This is a genomic window from Pseudomonas sp. NFX71 (assembly GCF_048079215.1).
Taxonomy (GTDB): domain Bacteria; phylum Pseudomonadota; class Gammaproteobacteria; order Pseudomonadales; family Pseudomonadaceae; genus Aquipseudomonas; species Aquipseudomonas fluorescens_B.
In genome coordinates this window covers 1,690,139-1,702,631 of the sequence record NZ_CP182230.1, presented here as the reverse complement: position 1 = coordinate 1,702,631, position 12,493 = coordinate 1,690,139, and the positions used below count along the sequence as shown (strand labels likewise).

At 60.5% G+C, this 12,493-nt stretch carries 16 protein-coding genes; 7 read left to right on the top strand and 9 right to left on the bottom strand.

Annotated features, from left to right (window positions below; all coding sequences use genetic code 11):
• From ACM1ZW_RS07910 to ACM1ZW_RS07900, 3 genes are all read right to left on the bottom strand, one after another.
• A complete protein-coding gene (locus ACM1ZW_RS07910) occupies positions 1 to 1,494 on the bottom strand; it encodes a YifB family Mg chelatase-like AAA ATPase (protein WP_416740385.1) in 1,494 nt (497 codons plus the stop codon).
• Between the two features lie 270 nt (positions 1,495 to 1,764).
• Entirely contained in the window at positions 1,765 to 2,289 is a 525-nt protein-coding gene (locus tag ACM1ZW_RS07905; protein WP_416740384.1) for a Bro-N domain-containing protein, read from the bottom strand.
• A 420-nt stretch (positions 2,290 to 2,709) separates the two neighbouring features.
• On the bottom strand, positions 2,710 to 2,970 hold the full coding sequence (locus ACM1ZW_RS07900; RefSeq protein WP_017341449.1) for an accessory factor UbiK family protein: 261 nt from the start codon (positions 2,968 to 2,970) through the stop codon (positions 2,710 to 2,712).
• A gap of 417 nt (positions 2,971 to 3,387) precedes the next feature.
• Here ACM1ZW_RS07900 and glnK point away from each other — a divergent pair, with 417 nt between their 5' ends.
• From glnK to sutA, 4 genes are all read left to right on the top strand, one after another.
• A complete protein-coding gene (glnK, locus tag ACM1ZW_RS07895; protein ID WP_002555808.1) occupies positions 3,388 to 3,726 on the top strand; it encodes a P-II family nitrogen regulator in 339 nt (112 codons plus the stop codon).
• A gap of 35 nt (positions 3,727 to 3,761) precedes the next feature.
• Complete coding sequence (locus ACM1ZW_RS07890; protein WP_017341448.1) at positions 3,762 to 5,099, top strand: ammonium transporter; 1,338 nt, start codon at positions 3,762 to 3,764, stop codon at positions 5,097 to 5,099.
• 213 nt (positions 5,100 to 5,312) lie between these two features.
• On the top strand, positions 5,313 to 5,738 hold the full coding sequence (locus ACM1ZW_RS07885) for a secondary thiamine-phosphate synthase enzyme YjbQ (protein ID WP_017341447.1): 426 nt from the start codon (positions 5,313 to 5,315) through the stop codon (positions 5,736 to 5,738).
• A gap of 101 nt (positions 5,739 to 5,839) precedes the next feature.
• The gene (gene sutA / locus ACM1ZW_RS07880) at positions 5,840 to 6,160 is read left to right on the top strand and encodes a transcriptional regulator SutA (protein WP_017341446.1); all 321 of its coding nucleotides are present in this window, start codon (positions 5,840 to 5,842) and stop codon (positions 6,158 to 6,160) included.
• Positions 6,161 to 6,360: 200 nt separating this feature from the next.
• Here the strand turns inward: sutA and ACM1ZW_RS07875 are convergent, their stop codons facing one another.
• The 6 genes from ACM1ZW_RS07875 to lptM are packed head-to-tail and all read right to left on the bottom strand — an operon-like array spanning position 6,361 to position 10,969.
• Entirely contained in the window at positions 6,361 to 7,065 is a 705-nt protein-coding gene (locus tag ACM1ZW_RS07875) for an HAD family hydrolase (protein ID WP_017341445.1), read from the bottom strand.
• Positions 7,062 to 7,961 carry a tyrosine recombinase XerC gene (gene xerC, locus ACM1ZW_RS07870; RefSeq protein ID WP_017341444.1) on the bottom strand — a complete coding sequence of 300 codons (900 nt, stop codon included), beginning with the start codon at positions 7,959 to 7,961 and terminating at the stop codon, positions 7,062 to 7,064. Before xerC ends, ACM1ZW_RS07875 begins: the two co-directional genes overlap by 4 nt.
• A 2-nt stretch (positions 7,962 to 7,963) precedes the next feature.
• Positions 7,964 to 8,689 carry a DUF484 family protein gene (locus ACM1ZW_RS07865; RefSeq protein WP_017341443.1) on the bottom strand — a complete coding sequence of 242 codons (726 nt, stop codon included), beginning with the start codon at positions 8,687 to 8,689 and terminating at the stop codon, positions 7,964 to 7,966.
• 13 nt (positions 8,690 to 8,702) lie between these two features.
• Positions 8,703 to 9,533, bottom strand: a complete 831-nt coding sequence (gene dapF, locus ACM1ZW_RS07860) for a diaminopimelate epimerase (RefSeq protein ID WP_017341442.1) — start codon at positions 9,531 to 9,533, stop codon at positions 8,703 to 8,705.
• A gap of 4 nt (positions 9,534 to 9,537) precedes the next feature.
• On the bottom strand, positions 9,538 to 10,785 hold the full coding sequence (gene lysA / locus ACM1ZW_RS07855) for a diaminopimelate decarboxylase (RefSeq protein WP_017341441.1): 1,248 nt from the start codon (positions 10,783 to 10,785) through the stop codon (positions 9,538 to 9,540).
• Positions 10,786 to 10,795: 10 nt separating this feature from the next.
• Positions 10,796 to 10,969 (bottom strand): LPS translocon maturation chaperone LptM, encoded by a 174-nt coding sequence (gene lptM, locus ACM1ZW_RS07850; protein ID WP_017341440.1) that lies wholly within the window; start codon positions 10,967 to 10,969, stop codon positions 10,796 to 10,798.
• A 369-nt stretch (positions 10,970 to 11,338) separates the two neighbouring features.
• On the opposite strand from lptM, the gene cyaY reads away from it, so the two are divergent.
• The 3 genes from cyaY to rnk all read left to right on the top strand — a co-directional run bounded on the left by cyaY (position 11,339) and on the right by rnk (position 12,493).
• Positions 11,339 to 11,671 (top strand): iron donor protein CyaY, encoded by a 333-nt coding sequence (cyaY, locus tag ACM1ZW_RS07845; RefSeq protein ID WP_017341439.1) that lies wholly within the window; start codon positions 11,339 to 11,341, stop codon positions 11,669 to 11,671.
• 4 nt (positions 11,672 to 11,675) lie between these two features.
• Positions 11,676 to 11,894 carry a DUF1289 domain-containing protein gene (locus ACM1ZW_RS07840; protein WP_017341438.1) on the top strand — a complete coding sequence of 73 codons (219 nt, stop codon included), beginning with the start codon at positions 11,676 to 11,678 and terminating at the stop codon, positions 11,892 to 11,894.
• A gap of 188 nt (positions 11,895 to 12,082) precedes the next feature.
• Positions 12,083 to 12,493: a nucleoside diphosphate kinase regulator gene (gene rnk / locus ACM1ZW_RS07835; RefSeq protein WP_017341437.1), complete on the top strand. Its 411-nt coding sequence runs from the start codon at positions 12,083 to 12,085 to the stop codon at positions 12,491 to 12,493.

The window sequence follows — 12,493 nt, the reverse complement described above, 5'->3', positions numbered from 1 at the left end:
TCAGTGGGTGGTTGGCCGGTACTGCAACGCTTCAGCCAGATGTTCACGGGTGATGCGATCGACGTGTTCAAGATCCGCCAGGGTGCGCGCAACCTTGAGCAATCGATGGGCTGACCTCAGCGACAAGGTCAGCCGTTCACACGCTGTTTCCAGCCAGGTTTCGTCGGTTGTGGATAACTTGCAATGCATGCGCAAGCCCGGCAGATCAAGGAACGCGTTGGCGCAACCCTGGCGTTTGTGTTGCCGCTCCCTTGCGTCGGCAACCAGAACGGCGGCGGTCAGGGTGTCGTCACCGGGTTTGATTGCGGGATTCAAAGCCGCGGCCTCACGGGCGACCGTCAAGTGCAGATCGATCCGATCCAGCAGCGGCCCGGAGAGTTTGTTGCGGTAGCGTTGAACCATGTCAGGCGTGCAGGAACAGCGACCACTCGGCTCGCCGAGATATCCACAGGGGCACGGATTCATCGCGGCCACCAATTGAAAGCGTGCGGGAAACCGCACGCGATCCTTCGCCCGGGAAATCACGATATGCCCGGATTCCAGCGGTTCTCTCAAAACCTCCAGCACCTTGCGATCAAACTCCGGCAGTTCGTCGAGGAACAGTACGCCATGGTGGGCGAGGGTGATCTCGCCGGGTTGTGGTTTCGAACCACCGCCCACCAGCGCCGGTCCGGAGGCTGAGTGATGGGGCTGGCGGAACGGTCGCTGTGGCCAGTGACTTAAAGGGACGCAACTGGTGACTGATTGAATGGCTGCGACCTCCAGCGCCTCGTTTTCCGCCAATGGCGGCAACAGCCCCGGCAACCGACTTGCCAACAGCGTTTTCCCGGTCCCCGGCGGGCCGCTGAACAGCAGGTTATGAGCCCCGGCCGCTGCAATCAGCAAAGCGCGCTTGGCTGAGAGTTGGCCTTGCACTTCATTCAAGTCGGGGTAGGGTTTGCTGGCGTAGAGCAGACCGTTGGAGACGTAAGGCTCGACGGGTGTGTGACCGTTGAAATGCGCGACCGCCTCCAGCAAATGATCCACCGCAATGACTTTCAGCCCCGACGCCAGGCAGGCTTCCTCGGCATTCGCCCGAGGCACCATCAACGAGCGTCCAGCCTTGCGCGCCGCCAGTGCCGCCGGCAACACACCTCTCACCGCACGCACCGCGCCGGACAGTGCCAGCTCCCCCAGGCATTCCACATCGTCCAGCGTCAACGTCGGCACCTGCACGCTGGCCGACAGAATCCCCAAGGCAATCGCCAGATCGAACCGCCCGCCGTCCTTGGGCAAATCCGCAGGCGCCAGATTCAACGTGATGCGCCGTGCCGGAAACTGCAGGCCTGAATTGATGATCGCGCTACGTACTCGATCCTTGCTTTCCTTCACTGCTGCTTCGGGCAGACCGACCATGGTCAGTGATGGCAAACCGTTAGCCAGATGAACTTCGACGGTGACGGCGGGCGCATCCACGCCAATCTGGGCGCGGCTGTGGACGATGGAGAGGGACATGGTCGTTCCTTGAGCTTTACGGGGGCCGCTTCCTGCGGGTTTTTGAAGGGTAGTCGGGAGGTGGTGATTTAGCGTGGCGGCGCAGGCGCCAAATTTTCGCAGGATGTTGCGAATGGTTTGGTCTGAATCGCGGGCGAAAAAAAACCGTCTTGAGGAGACGGTTTTTCGATTGCAGGCTTTGGTGAGGCCAAGGCCTGCGTACCCTCAGTGGATACACTCGCGTGCGTTGAAGTTATGCATGTTTGATGGCCGATGCAAGTAGTCGGAAACTCAAAGCGACTGCAATACTCGTGAAGCTCGCTTCCACCACGATCCCACCGGGTGTCTTGCCTGCTCCCGCTCCGTCATCATCAGCGGAACATCCTGCAGCCGAATCCACGGCTGGTTATTCCAGTGCAGCAAACTCAGTGACATTTCCGGCCAGTTCAGCAGGCTCAGAATCGGGCGTTCGGTTGACGTCGGTTGTTGGGCATCTCTGAGGGCTGGCACTACGTCGTGGGTCAGCCATTCACGCATGCCTCGGTATTCGGGGCAGTAGTGGTAGACGAGTAGGGCGTAGACGCCGGATTCGCTGATCAGCAGGGTGTTTTCGAGGATGCCGTGAATGACGACTCGCGCGGATTGATGTTGATCGGGATCGAGTTTTCGGACGGCGCGTTCGTCGAGGTAAAGGCGAAGCAGACGGCCCAGGTCTCGGGCGCTGAACCACGGCTGGTTTTCGATCAAAAGCGCGTGGAGGTGGAGTTTGTGGCGGGTGAAGACGTGAGGGACTAGATAAGCGTTATCGCAACTCATTAATACAGCTCCTTTTGCTAAAGAGGCTGCCGTCAATCGTCGCCAAACAATTGGGTGGCAGCTGTACGCGGGTTGGCGAACCGGAGCAAAAGGAACCCGGCAGACCCGAAGGTCTCCCACGCACAGCCGCCATGACTCGAGAGATGGTCGTCGTACGCCTTAAGCTTCCAGGTCGCCAAACCCAGTGCTGAATATTCAGCTGAGAATGAGCTTAGGAGCCTGGGCTTCACGGCGCTATCGGACGGCGGTGGTGATCTTTGTAGGACGTTGCCGAGATGGTGGCGGGGCGGCAGATCAGAAGATTGCAGCCTTTGACAGGTCCTACAGGGTTGGTCTGGCCAGTGTGGGAAGGCTTGTAGACCGAGGTGACTCTAATCGCGAGCAGGCTCGCTCCCACAGGGGGCTGCGTTGTCAGCAGGGTTATTCGGCAGGCGGACTCAGCTTCGCTTCCAGCTCCGCAACCTTCGCTTCGAGGCTTTCCAGCCGTGCCCGGGTGCGTGCCAGCACGACCATCTGGCTATCGAACTCTTCCCGGCTCACCAGATCCAGTTTGCTGAACCCGCTCTGCAACAACGCCTTGAACTGGCTTTCGATTTCGCTTTTCGGCAGTGGGGTGTCGCCGCTGAAGAGGCGGGAGGCGGTGCCGGTCAGGGCGTCGAGGAAGTCTTTGGGCGCGAGCATGGGAAATGTCCTGAAAACAATGGCGGGCAGTGTATCACGCAGTGTCTATAGTCAATCCCGACCGCAGGGATGCACGCTTTTCGCGCATGCGGACGGACGGCACCGCACTGTTGTTGTGCGTTACGCGTCGTGCAATCGCGCGCAGCAAGCCACCGTGGCAGGCAAGCGCTTGATATCAGGGGTTTTTGGCGAGATGGCAAGCTTTCTGCTTAGTCGGTAGTAACCCATGCACTGATGCAGTCGCTGTGACGAATGCAGTGCGCCAAGCGGAACGGGGAAGTGTTTCGTGCGGAGCGGTTAGCTGGCGTCGGACGGGCAGGTAAGGCCGACGATGCGTTACAAAGCCAGGCACTGCGCTTAGACTTGAGTCGGGTTTGTTTTCCTGGGGCAAGTCCACCAATTCGGGAGAGAGTTTTCATGAAGCTAGTCACTGCCATCATCAAGCCGTTCAAGTTGGACGACGTGCGCGAGTCGTTGTCCGAGATCGGCGTGCAGGGCATTACCGTTACTGAAGTCAAAGGCTTCGGTCGGCAGAAGGGTCACACCGAGCTGTATCGCGGCGCGGAATACGTGGTCGATTTCCTGCCTAAGGTGAAGATCGATGTCGCCATTGACGACAAGGATCTGGACCGGGTTATCGAGGCGATAACCAAGGCGGCCAACACCGGCAAGATCGGTGACGGCAAGATCTTCGTGGTCAATCTGGAACAGGCGATTCGCATCCGTACCGGCGAAACCGATACCGACGCAATCTAAGCCGCCACAAACCCAACGCCCCAGGAGAAAACAATATGACTCTGCGTAAATTCGCAGGGCTAGGAGCCCTGTTGTCCCTCGTAATGCCCAGCCTTGCTTTGGCGGCAGACGAAGTGGCGGCCCCAGTCCTCAATTCCGGCGATACCGCCTGGATGCTGACCTCGACAGCCCTCGTGCTGTTCATGACCATTCCCGGCCTCGCGCTGTTCTACGGCGGCATGGTTCGTTCCAAAAACATTCTTTCCGTGATGATGCAGTGCTTCGCCATTACCGGTCTGATCAGCATTCTGTGGGTCATTTATGGCTACAGCATCGCGTTCGATACCACCGGCATGGAACAGGGCGTCGTCAATTTCAACTCGTTCTTCGGCGGCATGGGCAAGGCTTTCCTCGCCGGTGTCACGCCAGCCAGCCTGACCGGTCCTGCGGCGCTGTTCCCTGAGGCGGTGTTCATCACCTTCCAGATGACTTTCGCCATCATTACCCCGGCGCTGATCGTCGGTGCCTTCGCCGAGCGGATGAAATTCTCCGCGATGCTGATCTTCATGGGCATCTGGTTCACCCTGGTGTATGCACCGATCGCGCACATGGTCTGGTCCGGCAACGGCGGCCTGATGTGGGACTGGGGCGTGCTGGACTTCGCCGGCGGCACCGTGGTGCACATCAACGCCGGTGTGGCCGGTCTGGTGGCGTGCATCGTGCTCGGCAAGCGTAAAGGCTTCCCGACCACCCCGATGGCACCGCATAACCTCGGTTACACCCTGATGGGCGCGGCGATGCTGTGGGTCGGCTGGTTCGGCTTCAACGCCGGTTCCGCTGCAGCAGCCAACGGCACGGCCGGCATGGCGATGCTGGTGACTCAGATCGCAACGGCCGCCGCCGCACTGGGCTGGATGTTCGCCGAGTGGGTCACCCACGGCAAACCAAGCGCACTGGGTATCGCGTCGGGTGTTGTGGCCGGTCTGGTCGCCATCACGCCAGCCGCTGGCACCGTGGGCCCGATGGGCGCGCTGGTGATCGGCCTGGCAGCGGGCGTGGTGTGCTTCTTCTGCGCCACCACCCTGAAACGCAAGCTCGGCTATGACGATTCCCTGGACGCCTTCGGTGTGCATGGTATCGGCGGTATCCTCGGCGCGATCCTGACTGGTGTGTTCGCTGCACCGTCGCTGGGTGGCTTCGGCACCGTTACCGACATCGCCGCACAAGTCTGGATTCAGTGCAAAGGCGTGGGCTTCACGGTGATCTACACCGCGATCGTCACTTACATCATTCTCAAGGTGCTGGACGCCGTCATGGGTCTGCGTATCACCGAAGAAGAAGAGGCCGTCGGTATCGATCTGGCACTCCACAACGAACGCGGCTACAACTTGTAAGCACGCGCATAAAAATTTGCCCGGCTTGCCGGGCATTTTTTTGTCTGGGATTTGTCAGTGAAGGACCTGCTGAAAGGTTTTTTCGTACACGTTTAAGGGCGTTTACGACGGGCGTTTTTCTGCGGCCAATGGCTTACATGATTGAAGGAATATTAGGGCCTTTGTTTTTTCCCAGAGCGCGCTAGAATGCGCCCCGAACGTGCGGAGAACTGTATGTGGCAACAGACTCTGATTACCCTGCGGGCGAGGCCCCGGGGCTTTCATCTGGTAACGGACGAGTTACTCGCCGGCCTGCCTGAAATCAAGGCGTGTCGGGTCGGTCTGTTGCATTTGTGGCTGCAGCATACCTCGGCGTCGTTGACCATCAACGAGAACGCCGATCCGGCGGTACGTCGCGACTTCGAACGATTTTTCAATCGTCTGATCCCACAAGGAACAGACGGCTATGAGCATAACGACGAAGGCCTGGACGACCTCCCGGCGCACTTCAAGGCCAGCGTGCTTGGCTGTCAGCTCAGTTTGCCGGTTTCGGCAGGCCGACTGGCGTTGGGGACCTGGCAAGGCGTTTATCTGGGCGAGCACCGTGATTTTGGCGGTGCCCGTAAAGTCCTCGCCACCTTGCACGGTGAAGAGGCATGAACCGCTGGTCACCAGTGGTTATCGAATTTTTCCGGCGGCTGTCGACAGACGGTGAAGCTGGGCTATAACTAATCTGCTTTTCGCAAGTCATGAGGTAGAACATGAGCGACGATGATCTGGAAAACGACGACCTCGAAGTAGGCGACGACGAAACCGAGGAAGGCCTGGAAGCTGCGACCGACGACGTCGTTGAAGACGACGGCGGGGAAGCGCCCGTTCCGACCGCCAAAGGAAAGGCCAAGGCTGCGGTATCGGTCGATGAGCTGCCGAGCGTCGAAGCAAAAAACAAGGAGCGCGATGCCCTGGCCAAAGCCATGGAAGAGTTCCTGGCCAAGGGCGGCAAGGTGCAGGAAGTGGAGGCCAATGTGGTCGCCGATCCTCCCAAGAAGCCTGACAACAAGTACGGCAGCCGGCCTATCTAAGCGCTTGCTTCCTGCTTGCTGAAAAAGCCCGCCGTCGCTGCGGGCTTTTTCATGGGAGGGATAAAATTTTCGGGGCGATGCAATCCCTTGTGGGAGCGAGCCTGCTCGCGATGGCGGTGTGTCAGCCACTATCTATTTTGAATGTTAAGTCCTCATCGCGAGCAGGCTCGCTCCCACAGGGTTTTGTGGTGTTTTCAGGATCAGTGTTGGGCGTTCCACCGCGCCAGCAACGCCGGCAATTCGGTCAGGCTGCGAATCTCGGCATCCGGCGACTTCTGCGCTTCCCACAATTTGCCTTGCGGGTTAAACCAGATCGCCCGCAACCCCGCCTGCTGCGCCCCGGCAATGTCATCACCCGGATGATCGCCAATATGCACCGCCGTTTGCGCGGTCGCGCCGCCACGCTGCAACGCTTCATGAAACAGTCGCGCATCCGGTTTGGCGATGCCAATGTCTTCGGCGCACAACGCAAACTTGAAGTAATCCGCCAGCCCCAACCGGCGCACATCGGCATTGCCGTTGGTGACCACGCCCAGCGCGTAGTGTTTCGCCAGGACCTCCAGAGTCGGCTCCACGTCGGGGAATACTTCGAGCTGGTGCCGCGCATGCAGAAACACTTCAAAACTCTGATCAGCCAGGTCGGACGCCTGGCCATGGTCATAGCCGGCCTCTTCCAGCGCATGGAACAGTACTCGCCGACGCAACGCGCTGATGCGATGTTTGAGTCCCGGTTCGCTGCTCAGGATGCGCTCGCGAATCGTCCACAAATGCTCCACCGGCACCGCGCCCAGATTCGGTGCATGTTCGGTCAGCCATTCACGCAGGATGGCTTCGGCGCTGACGATCACCGGGGCGGTGTCCCACAGGGTGTCGTCGAGGTCGAAGGTGATCAATTGGATCGTCATGAATCATCGCCCTTAATGCGTTTGGCCCGTGGATGGGCGCTGTCGTAGACCGTCGCCAGGTGCTGGAAGTCCAGGTGGGTGTAGATCTGGGTAGTCTTGATGTCCGAATGGCCGAGCAATTCCTGCACGGCTCGCAGGTCTTGCGAAGATTCCAGTAAGTGACTGGCGAAAGAATGTCGCAGCATGTGCGGGTGCAGGTTCTGCCCCAGCTCGCGCTCGCCAGCGGCCTTGACTCGCACCTGAATGGCCCGAGGACCGAGGCGCCGACCTTGCTGGCTGACAAACACCGCGTCATCTGCCGGATTGGTCATGGCGCGCAATGGCAACCACAACTCCAGCGCTTCGCGGGCCTTTTTACCCACCGGCAACAGTCGGGTCTTGCTGCCTTTGCCGAGCACCTGGACCATGCCGTCAGCCAGGTCCAGTTGATCGAGATTGAGTCCTGTCAGCTCCGACAGGCGCAAGCCGGAGGAGTAGAACAACTCCAGGATCGCCTGATCCCTGCGCGCCAGGAAATCATCCTCCACCGCACCTTCAAGCAGTTGCAGGGCGCGGTCAGTGTCGAGGGTCTTCGGCAGCCGTCGTTCGCCTTTCGGCGGCGCCAGACCGTTGGCCGGATCGTGATCGCACAGGCCTTCGCGATTCAGATAGTGATAGAGCCCGCGCACGGCCGAGAGCAGGCGCGCAAGGCTGCGCGACGATTGACCCTGGGAATGCAAGCGAGCGATCAGGCTGCGCAAGCGCTGAATATCCAGGGTGGCCCAGCTGTCGATGTTCTGTTTGACGCACCAGCCCAGCACCTTGTCGAGGTCGCGGCGATAGGCGTACAGCGTGTGGGGCGACACCTGCCGCTCACTGCGCAAGTGATCGCAGTAAGCGTCCAGTTGCCGTTCCACGATCAGCGTACCGAGCGAAGGGAGTTGTTGACCCGTGGCAGCACGCGGCCCATGACTTCGGCGATGTAGCTCAGGAACAGCGTGCCCACCGAGCTTTTGTAGTGCTGCGGATCACGGCTGGCGATGGCCAGCACGCCGTGGATGCCTTGATGGCTGATGGCGACGACGGCGGTGGAGCCAATCTGCTTGCGCTGCTCTTCACCGAACAGGAAGTCCAGTTCATGCTCGCGCAGGCTGCCGCTGACACTTTTGTCTTCCGAGAGCAAACCACCAATGGCGGTTTGCGCATCGGCGTGGGTCACCCAGCGGCCGACCGGCATCGGGTTGTCACCCAGCAGGATCAGGCTGACAAAAGGCACCTGAAAGTCCTGGCGCAGGCTGTCTTCGACGCTGATCACCACGTCTTCCAGGCTGCTGGCGTCCATCAAGGCGAGAATCAGGCGGCGTGTCTTGTCGAACAGGCGGTCGTTGTCGCGGGCCACGTCCATCAAGTGCGAGAGGCGATGGCGCAATTCGATGTTGCGATCGCGCAGGATGGTCATCTGGCGCTCGACCAGCGAGATGGTGTCGCCACGCTGGTGCGGAATGCGCATGGCCGGGAGTAGTTCTTCGTGCTCGACGAAGAAGTCCGGATGAGCCTCCAGGTACGCGGCAATCGCCGCCGCCTCAAGGCTTTCGGAAGGGGATTCGTCGGGCTGTCGGGCGGGAACCTGGGGCTTGTCGGTCATGGGTTTGACTCACTCAAAGACGTACTTGTCCTTCGTAAACACGGACTGCCGGGCCGGTCATCAAGACCGGTTGGCCTGGGCCTGCCCATTCAATGGACAGACGCCCGCCGGGCAGGTCGATCAATAGCGGCGAATCCATCCACCCCTGGCTGATCGCGGCCACTGCAGCAGCACAAGCGCCGGTGCCGCAGGCCTGGGTTTCCCCGGCACCGCGTTCCCAGACGCGCAACTGCGCGCGGTTCCGGTCGATGACCTGGAGAAAACCGACATTGACCCGCGCAGGAAAGCGCGGGTGATGTTCGATTTTCGGCCCCAGTTCATGCACCGGTGCGTTGTTGATATCCGTGACGCGCAACACCGCATGCGGGTTGCCCATCGACACGGCGGCCAGTTCAACGGCTGCGCCGTCGACGTCGAGCGAGTAGCTCAGCGCCTGACTGTCGGCAACGAACGGTATGTCGGCCGGCACCAGGCGCGGTGCGCCCATGTCGACGCTGATCTGGCCGTCGCTGCGGATATCCAGCTCGATAATGCCACTTTTGGTTTCGACGCGAATCTGCCGTTTTGCGGTCAGGCGCTTGTCGAGCACAAAACGGGCGAAACAGCGCGCACCGTTGCCGCACTGTTCCACTTCGGAGCCGTCGGAGTTGAAGATCCGATAGCGGAAATCCACGTCAGGGTTGCTCGGCGCTTCGACGATCAGCAACTGGTCGAAACCGATGCCGGTGTGCCGGTCGCCCCATTGCTTGGCATGCTTGGGCAGGATGTGCGCGTGCTGGCTGACCAGGTCGAGGACCATGAAGTCATTGCCCAGGCCGTGCATCTTGGTAAAACGCAGCAGCATGGTTTTACTCCGGCAGCAGGCTTTCGCCAGCAAACAACTCGGCTACCGTCTCACGGCGACGCACTTCAACTGCCTGATCACCGTCCACCAACACTTCGGCGGCACGGCCGCGGGTGTTGTAGTTGGAACTCATGACAAACCCATAAGCACCGGCCGAATGCACGGCCAGCAGGTCGCCTTCTTCCAGGGCCAGCTCACGATCCTTGGCCAGGAAATCGCCGGTCTCGCAGATCGGCCCGACGATGTCATAGGCACGTGCTGCGGTTTGACGGGGGCGCACGGCGGTGACGTCCATCCAGGCTTGATACAGCGCCGGACGGATCAGGTCGTTCATGGCCGCGTCGACGATGGCGAAATCTTTGTGTTCGGTGTGCTTGAGGTACTCGACCTGGGTCAGCAGCACGCCAGCATTGGCGACGATGAAGCGGCCCGGTTCGAACACCAGCGCCAGGTCGCGGCCGTCGAGACGCTCGCGCACGGCTTTGATGTAGTCGGCAGCCAGTGGCGGCTCTTCATCGCGATAACGCACGCCCAAACCACCACCGAGATCGATGTGGCGCAGGTAAATGCCGCAATCGCCGAGGCGGTCGACCAGGCCCAGCAGGCGGTCCAGGGCGTCGATGAATGGCGGCAGGGTGGTCAGTTGCGAACCGATGTGGCAATCGACGCCGACCACTTCGAGGTTCGGCAGTTGCGCGGCGCGGATGTACACGTCTTCGGCGTCGGCAATGGCGATGCCGAACTTGTTCTCTTTGAGACCGGTGGAAATGTACGGGTGGGTGCCAGCATCGACGTCCGGGTTCACGCGCAGCGAGATCGGGGCGCGAACGCCCAGCTCGGCGGCGACCACTTGCAGGCGCTCCAGCTCGTCGGTGGATTCGACGTTGAAGCAGTGCACGCCGACTTCCAGGGCGCGGCGCATGTCGTCACGGGTCTTGCCGACACCGGAGAACACGATCTTGTCGGGGCTGCCGCCGGCGGCCAGAACGCGTTCCAGCTCGCCACGGGAGACGATGTCAAAACCGGCGCCCAGACGCGCCAGGACATTCAGGACACCCAGGTTGGAGTTGGCCTTGACCGCGAAGCAGACCAGGTGCGGCATGCCGGCCAGCGCATCGGCGAACGCCAGGTACTGGGCTTCGATGTGGGCGCGGGAGTAGACGTAGGTCGGTGTGCCAAAGCGTTCGGCGATGGCGGACAGGGCAACCCCTTCCGCGAACAGCTCACCGTCACGGTAGTTAAAAGCGTCCATGGCGGTTCCCTTATTGGTAGACGTCGTGCTTGTGTGCCTTCGACGGCTGCTTTTGCGAGGACTGCGCCTGCTCGGCCGGGTCCTGGTTTTCGTCGGGCAGGTACAGCGGGCCTTTTTGACCACAGGCCGACACAAGACAGGCAACCGCGACGAGCGCAGCAAGGGAAGAGATCAGGCGCTTCATGGCGAAATCCTTGAAAATGCGTTAATTGCGCCGGAGTATACCGGCCACCCGGCAGCTTGCCTATGCGACCGGGCTCCCGTCCGGCGGGGCTTGGCCAGTTAGGTGCAATCCCTGTGGGAGCGAACCTTTGTGGTGAGGGGATTTATCCCCGTTGGGTTGCGCAGCAGCCCCAGCAGTTCGCTAATCGGGAGTGCTTGCGACTGCTGCGCAGTCGAACGGGGATAAATCCCCTCACCACAGGCCCGCTCCCACAGGGGCGGTGTTTGATGTACCTAAATCGGTGCTGGGTCGTTATTCTTTGCAATCACTGGGGCTCGCCCGTATCTTGCGGCGCTTGAGCGTGAACAGACACTTTTTGAGGTTGCCGCAATGAGTTTGACCGAAGCCCGTTTCCACGATCTGGTCGATGCTACCCAGCAATCGCTGGAGGATATTTTCGATGAGAGCGACCTGGATATCGATCTGGAGAGCTCGGCCGGTGTGCTCACCGTCAAGTTCGAAAACGGCAGCCAGTTGATCTTCAGCCGCCAGGAGCCCCTGCGTCAGCTGTGGCTGGCGGCGGTATCGGGTGGCTTCCACTTCGACTACGACGAAGAGAGCGAGCGCTGGATGTGCGACAAGAGCGAAGAGCAGCTCGGCGAGATGCTTGAGCGCATCGTCAAGCAACAGGCCGGCGCTGAATTCGATTTCGAAGGTCTGTGAGATCGTGACTGAGCCTGCCCCCGCTCGTCCGCCAAAGCCGCTTTACAGCAATGTCAGCCCGGCGGTGCCCTCGCCGTGCAGCGGCGTGTGTCGGCTGGATGAACAGAAGGTCTGCCTGGGGTGTTTTCGCCATGTCGAAGACATCCGCGAATGGCGCTCGGCGGATGATGATCGTCGGCGGGTCATCTGCGCGCAGGCCGTTCAGCGCAAAGCCCTGGCATAAGGGCTTTTGTGGCGAGGGAGCCTCCTCTCCCAAAGTCTGCGCCGGGCTGTGGTCGCCCCTCACTTGTATATTTTTTGAGCTGTGATAGTGTCCAGAAACGCCTCAACCCATCGAGGTTCGTGAAAACCCCGCCTTTTTCTGGCGGGGTTTTGCTTTTTCTGTGCAGAAGAAAGGAGTCTGCCTCTATCATGACCGCACCTTCCATCACCCTTACTCGTCTGGACGTTCAGCGTCTGGAACGCCTGATCGACAGCCTGGACGACACGCTGCCGGGCGTTATCGCGCTGCAAACCGAACTGGATCGCGCCGATACGCTGGTCGGTCACGATGAAGTGCCCGCCGATGTCGTGACCATGAATTCCCGTGTGCATTGCCGTGAAGAAAGCAGCGGCAAGGACTATCACCTGACGTTGGTGTATCCAAAGGATGCCAACGCTGACGAAGGCAAGATCTCCATTCTGGCGCCTGTCGGCAGCGCACTGCTGGGCCTGAAGGTCGGCCAGCACATCGACTGGCCGGCACCTGGCGGCAAGACTCTGAAACTGACCCTGCTGGCAGTCGAATCGCAGCCCGCCCATGGCGGCGACTTCCCGGAATAA

Coding starts and splice junctions, on each gene's coding strand:
- ACM1ZW_RS07910 (WP_416740385.1), bottom strand. CDS start 1,494: ATGTCCCTCTCCATCGTCCACAGCCGCGCCCAGATTGGCGTGGATGCG.
- ACM1ZW_RS07905 (WP_416740384.1), bottom strand. CDS start 2,289: ATGAGTTGCGATAACGCTTATCTAGTCCCTCACGTCTTCACCCGCCAC.
- ACM1ZW_RS07900 (WP_017341449.1), bottom strand. CDS start 2,970: ATGCTCGCGCCCAAAGACTTCCTCGACGCCCTGACCGGCACCGCCTCC.
- glnK (WP_002555808.1), top strand. CDS start 3,388: ATGAAGCTAGTCACTGCCATCATCAAGCCGTTCAAGTTGGACGACGTG.
- ACM1ZW_RS07890 (WP_017341448.1), top strand. CDS start 3,762: ATGACTCTGCGTAAATTCGCAGGGCTAGGAGCCCTGTTGTCCCTCGTA.
- ACM1ZW_RS07885 (WP_017341447.1), top strand. CDS start 5,313: ATGTGGCAACAGACTCTGATTACCCTGCGGGCGAGGCCCCGGGGCTTT.
- sutA (WP_017341446.1), top strand. CDS start 5,840: ATGAGCGACGATGATCTGGAAAACGACGACCTCGAAGTAGGCGACGAC.
- ACM1ZW_RS07875 (WP_017341445.1), bottom strand. CDS start 7,065: ATGACGATCCAATTGATCACCTTCGACCTCGACGACACCCTGTGGGAC.
- ACM1ZW_RS07865 (WP_017341443.1), bottom strand. CDS start 8,689: ATGACCGACAAGCCCCAGGTTCCCGCCCGACAGCCCGACGAATCCCCT.
- dapF (WP_017341442.1), bottom strand. CDS start 9,533: ATGCTGCTGCGTTTTACCAAGATGCACGGCCTGGGCAATGACTTCATG.
- lysA (WP_017341441.1), bottom strand. CDS start 10,785: ATGGACGCTTTTAACTACCGTGACGGTGAGCTGTTCGCGGAAGGGGTT.
- lptM (WP_017341440.1), bottom strand. CDS start 10,969: ATGAAGCGCCTGATCTCTTCCCTTGCTGCGCTCGTCGCGGTTGCCTGT.
- cyaY (WP_017341439.1), top strand. CDS start 11,339: ATGAGTTTGACCGAAGCCCGTTTCCACGATCTGGTCGATGCTACCCAG.
- rnk (WP_017341437.1), top strand. CDS start 12,083: ATGACCGCACCTTCCATCACCCTTACTCGTCTGGACGTTCAGCGTCTG.